This is a genomic window from Viridibacillus sp. NPDC096237, assembly GCF_050278625.1.
Classification (GTDB): Bacteria; Bacillota; Bacilli; order Bacillales_A; family Planococcaceae; genus Viridibacillus.
Window position 1 is genome coordinate 83,801 of the sequence record NZ_JBNNTI010000010.1, and the last position, 12,848, is coordinate 96,648.

The window sequence follows — 12,848 nt, forward strand, 5'->3', positions numbered from 1 at the left end:
CTAACAATCAAATGAGATTGTAGACAGTTTTTTTGTGAATATATTTAGTGCTTTTGCAATTGATGGGCAAATTTCGTTTCCTTTAGTCTGACTGCTATGATGCAACCAAGCAGAGCACCGCTGGCACTTGAGACAAAAAATACTGGCATAAAGAATAGAGCGGTGAATGAAGTACCCATTATTATTTTGACATATGGTACAGCAATCAATGAAGCAATTATACCAGTACCAAATATTTCTCCTACAGCGGTTAGCCATACTTTTCCGTAATACTTGTAGAGCATTCCTGCTAAAAAAGCGCCTATCATACCACCAGGAAAAGCTAGTAAGGAACCAGTGCCGGTTATTACTCGAACAAGTCCAGTAAGAAATGCAATAAGAACAGCTGGTCCAGGTCCTAGCATTACAGCAGCTAAGACATTTACAGCGTGTTGAACTGGATAAGCACGTGCAATGCCTGCTGGAAATGATACAAAAACAGAACCTGCAACGGCAATAGCGACAAACAAGGCTATTGTCGTTTTGCGTGAAGTCATGATATTTTCGCTACCTGTTGCAAGACATGTAGTAGTTGCCGTGTAGCTACAAAAGGTTCTTCATGTGTTGCGATAGTAGAGATGAGTGAAATGCCATCTGCTCCTGCTCTGATAACTGTTTGGCAATTATCAATTGTAATGCCACCAATACCAACAATCGGTAAAGTGGGGTACTTAGTGACTGTTTGTTCAATTAAAGTCGTACCAGCAGGGGACTTCGCATCCGCTTTAGAGGTGGTAGCGTAAATTGGACCAATGCCAACGTAATCAGCGCGTGCGGCAATAGCTGCAGTAACCTCTGCTAATGAATGTGTAGAGACTCCTAATATTTTCTCCGCCCCAATCTTTTCCCGAACTGCATTAGCACTAGCGTCATCTTGGCCAACATGTACGCCATCTGCATCTAAAGCAATTGCTAAGTTTACATCATCATTGACAATGAAGGGTACATTATGTTTTTTACATAGAGCTTGGCATGATTTAGCAAAAACTATCTTATCTTCGCCAATAAGAGCGTTTTCTCCTTTTTCTCTAAATTGAAAGAAGGTGATACCGCCGCGTAGAGCTTCTTCTAACACGATGAGTGGATCACGTTCTCCGACATTTTGACTTCCCATAATGAAATATAGTTGAAGTTGTTCTCTATTCAATGATTATAACTTCCTTTCGTGTCTTTTCTGAAAGCTCACGATAAGCCCAATGATTCGTCGGTCCATGGCCAGCACCCAATTGTTGTCCATTCGCTATAGCAGCTTGGATAAAATATTTCGCATCAATCACTGCATCCGAAGCGGTAAAGCCTTGAGCTAAGCGGGCTGCTATAGCAGCTGAAAATGTACAACCAGTGCCATGTGTGTCTTTCGTATGGATTCTTTCAGATCGCATAATGAAACGTTCGCCGTTTGCTGTTAAAAATAAATCTTCAGCATAACTTTTTGTATCACGGTGTCCACCCTTTAGGACAACGGCTTTAGCGCCCATTGTAATTAACTTCCTGGCAGCATTCTCTACATCATTATCTGATACAATCGTTAAACCTGTAAGCACTTCAGCCTCAGGAATATTAGGTGTAATAATGGTTGCAAGTGGTAGAAGCTCAGTTTTTAGAGTGTGTACTGCCTCATTTAATAAAAGTGAAGCCCCGCCTTTAGCAATCATGACGGGATCAATAACGAGCGGTGGTTGATCATAATCTTTTAATGTATCTGCTACATCGTGGATGATTTCTGCTGAAAAAAGCATACCTGTTTTAATAGCGCCCACCGGAAAGTCGTCGAGTATAGCTTTGATTTGGCTTACTACATTTTTAACTCCAACGGGATAAACGTCATGAACACCCAAAGTATTTTGTGAAGTTATAGCTGTAATCGCTGAAGTACCGAACGCACCAAGCTCTTGAAATGTTTTTAAATCTGCTTGAATTCCAGCACCACCACCGCTATCAGACCCTGCAATTGTCATAACAACGTTTCTTGTCATAATTGAACACCTTCATTTTCTACAATTATTATGTTGTCACGTAAATCTCCTGAACTAATAGAATATAAGTTGTTAATTAATTCAACTGCAAAAGTGCCAGGAGCAGCCGCTGTTTGTGCTGCCTTTTCTCCAACTTGTTTGTAAAATGATAGCGCACTCGCGGCTGCTTGCAAATGTTGTCCCTTTGAAACAGCAAGAAATGCACCAGTCACTGCGCTAAGTAAGCACCCAGAGCCTGTAATTAGTGGCATAAAGTCATGTCCACCTTCAATTTGAATTGTCGTTTGACCATCAGTTACCGTATCCTTAACCCCAGTGACTGCAACGATACAGTTATTTCGATTGGCAACTTCTTTAGCAATTAGTTGTACATCTATTTGCCCTTCGCCAGCATCGGCTCCTCTTGATTGCCATTCGACATTACCGATTGCAGCAAGTTCTCCTAAATTACAGCGAATAGCTGTAACTTTGATTTCCTTTAAAATAGTTGTCACCGATTGCATACGAAACTCACTAGCACCTACGCCAACTGGATCAAGGACAACCGGAATATTCTTTTTGTTGGCACTTTTGCCCGCTTCAATGATAGAAGATACAGTTCCTTGATCAAGTGTACCGATGTTAAGAACTGTACAGTCCGCTAGGGTAGCCATTTCAGCTACTTCTTCAATTCCTTCCGCCATCATAGGTGAAGCACCAAGTGCGAGGAGACCATTTGCTTGGAAATTGGCAACAACAATATTTGCAATATTGTGGATTAGCGGTTTTTCAACACGCAGCTTTTCTAGTAAATAATTTTTGTACATTATTTAGTAAGCTCCTTTTCGTATTGCCCAATTGTCCATTGTTGTTTCGTCCACGCCATTTCCCAAAAGTGCCATTCATAATAACTACTTTTACGGAAATGTTCTTTTAGCTGCTGAATGCGTGTAGGAGGTAAATCTTTAGCAAGGTCATTCATGCGATTAATTTGTTCCTCTACCAATTCTCCGAACCATTCAGATCCATATGTTTGAATCCATTTATCATAAATAGGATGATTAGGTTGTGAATCTTTTAGACGTTCCCCAATTTCATAGTAAAGCCAGTAACAAGGAAGTAGTGCAGCTAGAGTGTCGGCTAAATCACCGTTATTTGCTGTACGATACATATGAGAAACATATTCGTAAGCTGTTGGTGCTGGCTCAAATGATGCGAATTCTTCATCCGTGATTTCTAACATAGTAAAAAATTGCTCATGAAGTGACATTTCTGCAATACATGTTGATTCAGCATGTTTGGCAAAACGTTGTGTAGTATGTAAATCATTTGCCTTTACGGCTCCTAGTGCTTGCACTTTTGCGAAATGGGTTAAGTAATAAGCATCTTGTTGTACGTAATATTGGAAAATATCGAGTGGTAATGTACCTGCCGCAAGTGATTTTACAAATGGATGATGAAAGCTACCTTCCCATAAATCATTGCATTCTAGTCTTACTTCTTCACAAAATGTCATCTCTATGCACCCCAAGTTTTTTGTATTTTGAAAACAAAAAGCCGCCTCCTGATCTGTGTCAGTAGGCGGCAGACAATCATTTTCAATGAAACAAAATAGAATGATAGCGCCACTTCCCTCCGCTGGTATGAGCCAGATCAGGTTCCAAGGGTCCACAGTACTCTGCGTCTCAGCCAATTATATGACTCCCCTAGTGGTTAAAAAGCGATTTAGTTTTCAACAACAATATAACATAAACAATGGAATTAGCAAGGTGTAAATTAACCATAGTAAATAGATTGTAATAAATGGCATTATGACATAGCTATGAGCTTATTTCTATGTTAAGATACAACCTATCTCAATTTTTAAATTAGAAAGTAAGGTGAGCGGATGGACGTAACTGCAACAGCGAAGGGGCCAGAAGAGAAATTGAATTTATTTCATTTAACATGGCCGATATTTTTAGAAGTATTTCTATTTATGTTGATGGGGCTCGCTGATACATTTATGTTGAGCGCATTGTCAGATGATGCAGTATCAGGCGTCGGTGCCGCTAATCAATATATTCATATAGCAATATTGATTTTAGAAGTAATAGGAAATGGTGCATCGATTGTTGTTGCTCAATATTTAGGGTCTAAGCGTTATTTGGAAGCATCCAAAATTACAGCATTAGCTGTTTCGTTGAATTTAGTTATTGGCCTAATAATGAGTGTCGCTTTTGTTATTTTCTCAAAAAATATTATGATTGCAATGAATTTACAAGGTGATGTTCTTGAGTATGCTAGTAAATATTTATTTATTGTTGGAGGAGCTATTTTCCTACAAGCAATCATTAATTCATTAGCAGCGATTATTCGCGTGCATGGTTGGACGAAACAGACGATGTATGTGTCACTTGGAATGAATATCTTTCACGTGATAGGGAACTATGTTTTAATCTTTGGTAAATTGGGCTTTCCTGAACTAGGTGTGCAAGGTGCGGCCATTTCATCAGTTGTCAGTCGTATTTTGGCTCTATTAGTATTCTTTTGGTTATTGTATCAAGCACTAGATGTACGTATTAAATTGCAATACTACGTGTCATTATCAAAAGAATATATCAGTAAGATTTTGCAAATTGGTCTTCCCTCTGCATTTGAGCAGGTGATGTACCAAGGCTGTCAAATTGTCTTCTTATATTATGTGACGTATTTAGGAACAGAGTCACTAGCAGCTCGGCAATATGCGTATAATATTTCAATGTTCACCTATTTATTTGCCATAGCGATTGGAACGGGTACCGCAATAATGGTTGGTCGTTATGTTGGCGCTAATGAAAAGGATGCGGCTTATAAACAATTGTGGATTAGTTTGAAATGGGCGATATTATTTACAATAGTGATGGTCGCAGTAGTCGTTATTTTCCGCTATCCATTAATGCGTCTCTTTACTGATAATCCAGAGGTTATCAAAATAGGTGCGGCAGTGTTAGTGTGCAGCATTTTGCTAGAAACAGGGCGCACATTTAATATTACAATTATTAACTCGTTACGAGCATCAGGTGACGCTAAATATCCGTTAGTCATCGGTTTTTTCTCGATGGTTTGTATGAGCTTACCACTTGGTTATTTGTTTGTATTCCAATTAGATATGGGTTTAGTAGGCGTGTGGTTAGCAATTGCGGCAGATGAATGGTTCCGAGCTATCCTAGTTTTCTTTAGATGGAAAAGTCGCCGTTGGGAAAGATATGCTCTCGTTTCACCTGACAAAACGAAATAGTTTGATTGGATATTGTATATAGTTTGTAGTGAGAGAAAAGACGTTAGCATATTGATGCTAGCGCTTTTTTTATGGATTTTTGATGAGAGGGGTTAGCGCCAATTAAGAAGTTAGAGAGTTAATATTACAATTAGAATAAAAGTCCACACAAGATTGTACAGTTGTAAGTATAATAATTCCACAAGGGAAAAATAAAGTTCAAAACTACACGGTGATTTTTATAACAATCAGTATTCAATAATGAATTACTCAAGAAAGTGTGTAGTTTTTTTGTATAAAATAATTGTAAAAACATGCCTCTATTTAATGAAGGGGGGAGTAAGATGGAAATCGTATCAATGATTTTACACGGTTTATTAGCTGCTACATTTTTAATGGCAGGATTAGGGAAAGTAAGTGGCTCAAAAATGCACGTTGAAGGTTTTCAACATTGGCGCCTGCCACAATGGTTCCGTGTTACAACGGGATTGGTAGAATTAGTTGCTGCAATTTCATTAATTGTTGGATTCTGGATTAATGACTGGGCAACTTTCGGAGCAGCATTATTAGCAATTACAGCAATCGGTGGCGTTTTAACACATGTTCGTGTGAAAGATTCTATAAAAGAAACATTACCAATTATCGTACTAGGCTTGCTTGCATTTGGAGTATTATTTTTGAACTTATAGAAAAAGACTAAATCACTGATGGCTTAGAGTCATCAGTGTTTTTTGATTATAGGGGTTTTTCGTCAGACTCATTGATACGAACCGAAAGAATGTTAGAGCTCAGCCTACTACCTCTTCATATTTTATCCTTAGCCAATCATCGCTTAGTTTTGTATACTTGGGAAAGAAGATTAATGAACGAGGTGTTTGGCATGGCATTGCCGAGAAAAGTAGCGAGTGCGAATTATATGAGGGAGCGTCAAGGAATGTTTGCTTGCCCCGTTTGTGGGGATGAGATGATGGTGACTGAGGATTGTAGTATTGTTTGTGACAATCGACATTCTTTTGATATTGCAAAGCAAGGGTATGTGAATTTCATGACACATGCTGCGACTTCAATGTATGGGAAAGATTTATTTGAAGCGCGTAAGCAGGTTATCGAAAGTGGTTTGTATGCACAGATGCATAAAGCGCTTTGTGATTTACTGAAGCAGATGAATAGTAATGTTGTTGTATTAGATACGGGATGTGGAGAAGGGTCACATTTAGCAAGCATACAAAATAAATTCCAGGAGCAAGCTGATAAGAGTTTTGTTGGAGTAGGTATTGATATTGCAAAAGAAGGAATTATCGCAGCAGGGCGCAATTACGAAGACATGATTTGGTGTGTCGGCGACCTAGCAAAAAGTCCATATCAACAAACAAGTTTTAATGCGATTTTGAATATTTTATCACCTGCAAATTATACGGAGTTTAAGCGACTATTAAAGCCGAATGGAATGGTTATTAAAGTCGTGCCACAAAGTGGATATTTACAGCAATTACGCGCTATGTTTTTCGCGGATTCTGAAAAAGAATCCTATTCAAATGAACTTACAGTTGAACGATTCAAAGAGAATTTCAGTGAAGTAGAGATAAAGCGTATAACACAAACTATAGCAATAGATCAAGAATTGGTGCCTCTATTAATGCATATGACACCGATGGGCTGGCATCAAAAAAATAATGATACAGTTATAAATTTAACTGAAATTACGATTGATTTAGATATATTAGTTGGAAAAATATAAGATAGTCCTCCGCATTTGGCGGGGGACATTTTTTATTTAGAAACTTTTTCCTTATCTTATCCGTATTGAATAAAGAAGGAGTGATTTGATGTATTTAAAAATTGAAGCGCCACAGCGAAGTATTTCGAAAGAGGCTGTAAAGGTTTGGCGTATAACTGAGACGCTAGCAAATGCCGGAATTCTTACAGTACTTGGGATCCTCTACTATTTACATATGCGTTTTGAGTGGAAGGAATGGATAGGTTGGATTATTTTGGGGGTTCTAATATTGACTGTCTTATTTGCAATTTGGGAGATATTGTTCGAGCCAGCATTAAAGCAAAAGTATTGGCGCTATGATGTGGATGAGAATTTCATTCAATTGAAGTACGGTGCTTTAAAAGAGGTGAATGAACTGGTTCCAATGACAAAGGTACAGTCTGTAGAATTGAATCAAGGGCCATTCTTGCGTAAATATGGCTTGTATTCCATTCAGATTGGAACTATGGGGTCAGGGCATGCAATTCCTGCGATTTCTGAGAAAGAGGCTTTTGAATTGCGTGATCAAATTGCACATTATGCAAAAATTAAGGAAGTGGAATGATGGTGCAACCGTTGAAAAGATTACATCCACTCGTTCTAGTATTTGATCTATATAACTTAATTAAAAATAATATAATCTTTTTTATATTTATTTTTTTATTGAATATGGGGTCTGGTAAATGGTGGATTCAAACAGCAAAATGGCTCTTCTTGGCTTATGTTGTGATAATGCTTTTTATGAGTATCGGTAAATGGATAACATATAGATATGTGATAAAGGATAATGCTATCTATATTATGTCAGGGGTTTTTTCGAAAAGTGAGCGGACTATTCCATTTTTAAAAGTGCAGAATGTCCAACGCCAAACGACTGTTTTTCATAAATTTTTTAAAGTGACTTCATTAACTTTAGAAACAGCAGCTGTTGGTGATGAAAGTTCCATCACGTTTGATGTAATTTCTAGAGCTGAAGCAGAAAGTTTAGAGAGAGCAGTTACAGAAACTCGTGCACATACGGAAATCATTGAAAAATCTAAAGATGGAATTCTTGAGGAGCAGTTAGTAGAGCAAGAGCTGAAAGATGAAAAGACTATTCATTTTACACCGACAAAACAAGATTTGGTGAAGGCTACTTTTACTTCACTTAGCTTTTTAATTTTAATTCCAATCATTTCTAAATTGGATGATGTTGTTAAATTCGATATGTTTAAGGATGAAGTGACAGATGCTTTGAAATGGGGTTGGGCAATCTTAGCAGCTGTTATTATTGGCTTACTACTTATCTCTATTGCAATTGGTATGGTTCATACATTTATAAAGTATGGCAAATATGAAATTTCATCAGATACAGAAAAGGTTTATATAAAAAAAGGTGTCTTCAATGAATCAATATTTTCAATTCGCAAAGAGAAGGTACAGGCTGTTGAGATTTCGCAGTCTTTCATGAAGAGGATTTTAGGCCTTGCCGAGGTAAAACTTATAAGTGCAGGTAATACTACAATTGGAGAAGTAGAGACGAATACACTGTATCCATTTTTACCGTTGAGAAAGGCATATACATTGATAAGTGAGCTGTTGCCAGATTATCAAGTGGAAGAGAATATGCATGAAATGCCGAAGAAGGTACTTTGGATTCGAGTGATTCGCCCAAGCTATATTTGGCTTATTGCAACGGCAGTAATTTGGTATTTCAAGCCTTCATTATGGTGGATTTCGATAGCTTTGCTTCTAATTATTTATTCTTCTCGCATATTAGATTTTAAAAATAGTCGATATATATTGAATGAGTCTTTTATTCAAATGAAAACAGGTGGATTTTCTACCGTATTATTTATTACAAAGCGTAGTCAAGTAATTGAAGTAAAGACAGAACGTTCGAAGTTACAGCGGTACTTTAACGTGGCCTCAATTAAAACGGTAAACCGAGCAAAACCAGTATTACATAAGGAACTTCTTGACGTACCTCAAGAGGTTGCATCTGAATTTTATAACTGGTACATGGATAGAACCCAAGAAGTAAAAACGCAATAATTAGTTTTAATGATCATAGAATGGGAATAATGGAAGCAGAGAAATTGTACGTCGGGATAAACAAGCTGAAGTAACAACATTGGAAAAGGGGCATATTTACTCTTATGGACAATGTGGTCTGCCATATGTAATCGATGGTCGAATCCCATCAACAAACAATGTAATCGCACGTAGTGTAGAAACGTTTCGAACGAAATATGGTATTGATGCCAGAACAGGACATAATGTGACAAGTATCGATTCAGAGGCGAGAACAGTATCTGGCGTTGTGGCTGAAACGGATGAAGACTTTCATATTTCGTATGACCGTTTACTTATTGCTACTGGCGCTAACCCTATCTTCCCTAAGTTTGAGGGGTCTGACTTGGCGGGGATTCATACGTTAAAAACTATTCCTGATGCAAAGGCTATTTTAAATGATTTAAATGATTCTGTTAAACAGGTAACCATCATCGGTGGTGGCAACATAGGCTTAGAAATGGCTGAAAGTATTGCGGAACTTGGTAAGAAGGTACGTATTATTCAACTTGGTGATCAGTTAACTGAAATATTCGATCAAGATATGGCAGAGCTCATTCATGAAGAGGCAAGGAAAAATGGGATTGAATTAATTTTCAATGAAGAAGTGAAAGGCTTTAAGGGCGAAGCTAGGGTGCAAACAGTTCTAACAGATAAGGGTGAGTATGAGGCTGATTTTGTACTAGCTGCTATTGGAGTAAGGCCTAATACAAATTTCCTTGATGGTACCGGTATGCATATGATGCCAAATGGCGCAATTTTGGTAAATGCCTATATGGAGACAAGTATAGAGAAAGTTTATGCCGCTGGTGATTGTGCTAGTCATTTTCATCGGATTAAGCAGAAGAATGATTATACTCCGCTTGGAACAACAGCGAATAAGCAAGGGCGTATTGCAGGTATGAATATGGTTGGTGATGTTGAAACTTTCAAAGGAATTGTTGGTACTTCTGTTGCGAAATTCTTTCATCTAACTTTAGGGCGAACGGGATTATCTGAAAAAGAGACCCAGAAGCTAGGATTAGATTATGAAGTGTATAAGCAAAAGGCGACAGATATTGCTGGTTTCTACCCTGGTAAGCAGGAAATAGAATTGAAGTTTATCTATCAAAAAACAAAGCAGAAATTGTTGGGAGCACAAATTATCGGTGGTAATGGTGTTGATAAACGCATAGATGTTTTTGCAACAGCACTTTATCACGAAATGACACTGAATGACTTATTAGATTTGGATCTTGCCTATTCACCTCCTTATAATGGAGTCTGGGATCCAATTCAACAGATTGCAAAACGAAAATCATAATATAAACAGTTGGTTTTTAGTTCAGCTTCTAGATAAAGTGAAGATCCGTAGAGACATTAAGCCTCTACGGATTTTCTTCTTGTTAATACTAGTATGAATTTGAAAAGGATGAGAAATGTGACAGCACCTGCCGTATCCAACATCACATCTTGGAAAGTAGCTGTACGACCGGTTGTGAAATATTGATGGAATTCATCAAGTGCCGCTAATGAAAATGTTAGAAGGACTGCAGTAAATAGGCGGAATTTATATTTTGGTAAAGCAATAAATAATGTTATCGCTATTAATCCGAACATACCAAAATGTGCTGCTTTTCGGATTAAAAATTCTAAAAAGTAATAATAGCCGCGTTCGTCTACTGATATGATAATACCCCAATAAGGAATTTCTAAATGAGATAATAGAGGTCTTAGCGGTTCATTTGGAAACCATTCACGTAGTAAAGGTACGATAGTTTGCTGCTCATAACTCTGACTAGACGAGATGAAAATGACTAACATTAATATGAGTAATGGAATAAATTTTTTCATATAAGAACCATACCATAAATCGACAGGATTTTCAGTCGGGAAACGAAAATGGTAATTATACTGTAACCTTTTGCAATCTCATGAAAGATGGTATGCTAAAAAAGCACTTAAATGATAAAGGACGTGTTAGAATGCCCGGACGTAATGAATCGTGTCCATGTGGTAGTGGTAAGAAATACAAAAAATGCTGTGAGAAGAAAGAAGCAGTCACAGTAGAAACTGTATACGCAGAAGAACTAGAACGAGTATTGCAAACATTTTATGATAAGTATCCGTTACGTAGCGACATTCCTGAGTTTGCTGAAGTAGCGAAGAAATGGCATGATGCAGTCGGTAAATATTTATTAGAAGATATGATTGAAGCCATTGCATTAGACGCATATTTCTTCCATGATAGAACGGATATTTGGCAAGGATATTTGCAAAAAGTGAAAAAAGAAATAGTACGCCCATCAACTTTAGCTGTATTAAACACTTGGGAGCATCCAACAATGATGGTTGCTGAAGTGACTGCGATAGAAGAAGACTATATGGTAGTACGAAATATTTTAACGGATGAAGTACTACACTTGCGTCGCGAAAGTGACAAGCCTGTTCCTGTAGGCGTACATGTATTTTGCTTTATCTTACCAGATGGCTTAAATAAAGAAGCGCATTACTTAGCAGTATCAAGTATGATTTTCTTCCCTAAAGATCATCACGCTGTATTCGGAAAATTAGCAGATACATTTAAAGTACAATCAGATTTAAATGAAGAAGCTTATTGGAAAGAAAATAGCCTAGTTTTTTGGGAAGAGTTAGGTGAATCTGGCTTTGGAGGTGGAGAATTTACCGACTTTGAAGCAGATGTATTTTTACGTGTACTAGAGTTTTTAGAAGGTAAAGGACAAGACCCAAGACCAGTTCTTGAAATTGTAGAAGATTATGTAGTAGAGCGCCAACCGAAAGCACGTAAGGCTGTAGCAATTGCAGCTGGTGCAATTCGTTTTGGTGAAGAGCAAAAATTATTTGGACCACTGGGAATGACAGTAAAAGAAATCGCTGAAAACTTTGAGGTTTCTCCATCTTCATTAAACAAATATTATAACGAGCTAACGACTTATTATACTGAAAAAAATAATTAACAAGAAAAACTACTTCAATTAATGAAGCAGCTTCAGACTGTAGACAAACTCGGAAAAAACGAGTTTTCTACAGTCTTTTTATTTGTATACAGGATAGATCAGGTTTTCCGAAGCTTACCGCTCGCTTACCGCGGGCGAGCGCCGAGCCGCTTCGTCGCTACGCTTCTGCAGGGTCTCGACTGTCTCGCTTTCCCGCAGGAGTCGAGCGGACGCTTCTCCAAACTAATAAAATGTTGCCTTCTACTTTTCTATTGACTCATTCAATTAAATAGACTTCAGACTGTAGACAAACTCGGAAAAAGCGAGTTTTCTACAGTCTTTTTATTTGTATACAGGATAGATCAGGTTTTCCGAAGCTTATCGCTCGCTTTCCGCGGGCGAGCGCCAAGCCGCTTCGTCGCTATGCTCCTGCAGGGTCTCGACTGTCTCGCTTTTCCCGCAGGAGTCGAGCGGACGCTTCTCCAAACTAATAAAATGTTGCCTTCTACTTTTCTATTGACTCATTCAAATAGATAGACTTCAGACTGTAGACAAACTCGGAAAAAACGAGTTTTCTACAGTCTTTTTATTTGTATACGAAATAGATCAGGTTTTCCGAAGCTTACCGCTCGCTTTCCGCGGGCGAGCGCCAAGCCGCTTCGTCGCTATGCTCCTGCAGGGTCTCGACTGTCTCGCTTTTCCCGCAGGAGTCGAGCGAACGCTTCTCCAAACTAATAAAATGTTAACTTCTACTTTTCTATTGACTCATTCAATTAAATAGACTTCAGACTGTAGACAAACTCGGAAAAAACGAGTTTTCTACAGTCTTTTTATTTGTATACGAAATAGATCAGGTTTTCCGAAGCTTACCG

At 38.0% G+C, this 12,848-nt stretch carries 13 protein-coding genes and 1 riboswitch; of the genes, 7 read left to right on the top strand and 6 right to left on the bottom strand.

Annotation, left to right across the window (positions count from 1 at the left end):
• Positions 1-44: 44 nt before the first annotated feature.
• Genes thiW through tenA form a run of 5 tightly spaced genes read right to left on the bottom strand, consistent with a single transcriptional unit; the run spans position 45 to position 3,510 of the window.
• Complete coding sequence (gene thiW / locus ACQKMD_RS08425) at positions 45-536, bottom strand: energy coupling factor transporter S component ThiW (protein WP_427751103.1); 492 nt, start codon at positions 534-536, stop codon at positions 45-47.
• Entirely contained in the window at positions 533-1,186 is a 654-nt protein-coding gene (gene thiE, locus ACQKMD_RS08430) for a thiamine phosphate synthase (RefSeq protein WP_427751105.1), read from the bottom strand. Before thiE ends, thiW begins: the two co-directional genes overlap by 4 nt.
• Positions 1,179-2,015 carry a bifunctional hydroxymethylpyrimidine kinase/phosphomethylpyrimidine kinase gene (gene thiD, locus ACQKMD_RS08435; RefSeq protein ID WP_427751107.1) on the bottom strand — a complete coding sequence of 279 codons (837 nt, stop codon included), beginning with the start codon at positions 2,013-2,015 and terminating at the stop codon, positions 1,179-1,181. Before thiD ends, thiE begins: the two co-directional genes overlap by 8 nt.
• Positions 2,012-2,821 (bottom strand): hydroxyethylthiazole kinase, encoded by an 810-nt coding sequence (thiM, locus tag ACQKMD_RS08440; RefSeq protein ID WP_427751109.1) that lies wholly within the window; start codon positions 2,819-2,821, stop codon positions 2,012-2,014. Before thiM ends, thiD begins: the two co-directional genes overlap by 4 nt.
• Positions 2,821-3,510 (bottom strand): thiaminase II, encoded by a 690-nt coding sequence (gene tenA, locus ACQKMD_RS08445; RefSeq protein ID WP_427751111.1) that lies wholly within the window; start codon positions 3,508-3,510, stop codon positions 2,821-2,823. The genes thiM and tenA overlap by 1 nt, the downstream gene beginning before the upstream one ends.
• A 97-nt stretch (positions 3,511-3,607) precedes the next feature.
• Positions 3,608-3,712: riboswitch (TPP riboswitch) on the bottom strand.
• Between the two features lie 170 nt (positions 3,713-3,882).
• On the opposite strand from tenA, the gene ACQKMD_RS08450 reads away from it, so the two are divergent.
• The 6 genes from ACQKMD_RS08450 (at position 3,883) to ACQKMD_RS08475 (ending at position 10,343) form a co-directional block, all read left to right on the top strand.
• Positions 3,883-5,253, top strand: coding sequence for an MATE family efflux transporter (locus ACQKMD_RS08450; protein WP_427751113.1), 1,371 nt, complete (start codon positions 3,883-3,885; stop codon positions 5,251-5,253).
• Between the two features lie 323 nt (positions 5,254-5,576).
• Positions 5,577-5,921 (top strand): DoxX family protein, encoded by a 345-nt coding sequence (locus tag ACQKMD_RS08455; RefSeq protein WP_427751115.1) that lies wholly within the window; start codon positions 5,577-5,579, stop codon positions 5,919-5,921.
• Positions 5,922-6,094: 173 nt separating this feature from the next.
• The gene (locus ACQKMD_RS08460; RefSeq protein ID WP_427751117.1) at positions 6,095-6,970 is read left to right on the top strand and encodes a putative RNA methyltransferase; all 876 of its coding nucleotides are present in this window, start codon (positions 6,095-6,097) and stop codon (positions 6,968-6,970) included.
• A gap of 88 nt (positions 6,971-7,058) precedes the next feature.
• Complete coding sequence (locus tag ACQKMD_RS08465; RefSeq protein ID WP_427751119.1) at positions 7,059-7,553, top strand: PH domain-containing protein; 495 nt, start codon at positions 7,059-7,061, stop codon at positions 7,551-7,553.
• Positions 7,553-9,022 (top strand): PH domain-containing protein, encoded by a 1,470-nt coding sequence (locus ACQKMD_RS08470; RefSeq protein ID WP_427751121.1) that lies wholly within the window; start codon positions 7,553-7,555, stop codon positions 9,020-9,022. Before ACQKMD_RS08465 ends, ACQKMD_RS08470 begins: the two co-directional genes overlap by 1 nt.
• Before the next feature lie 43 nt (positions 9,023-9,065).
• Positions 9,066-10,343 (top strand): FAD-dependent oxidoreductase, encoded by a 1,278-nt coding sequence (locus tag ACQKMD_RS08475; RefSeq protein ID WP_427751136.1) that lies wholly within the window; start codon positions 9,066-9,068, stop codon positions 10,341-10,343.
• 56 nt (positions 10,344-10,399) lie between these two features.
• Here ACQKMD_RS08475 and ACQKMD_RS08480 read toward each other — a convergent pair whose 3' ends face one another.
• Positions 10,400-10,873 carry a VanZ family protein gene (locus ACQKMD_RS08480; protein ID WP_427751123.1) on the bottom strand — a complete coding sequence of 158 codons (474 nt, stop codon included), beginning with the start codon at positions 10,871-10,873 and terminating at the stop codon, positions 10,400-10,402.
• Between the two features lie 131 nt (positions 10,874-11,004).
• On the opposite strand from ACQKMD_RS08480, the gene ACQKMD_RS08485 reads away from it, so the two are divergent.
• On the top strand, positions 11,005-11,997 hold the full coding sequence (locus tag ACQKMD_RS08485) for an SEC-C metal-binding domain-containing protein (RefSeq protein WP_427751125.1): 993 nt from the start codon (positions 11,005-11,007) through the stop codon (positions 11,995-11,997).
• Positions 11,998-12,848: the final 851 nt, after the last annotated feature.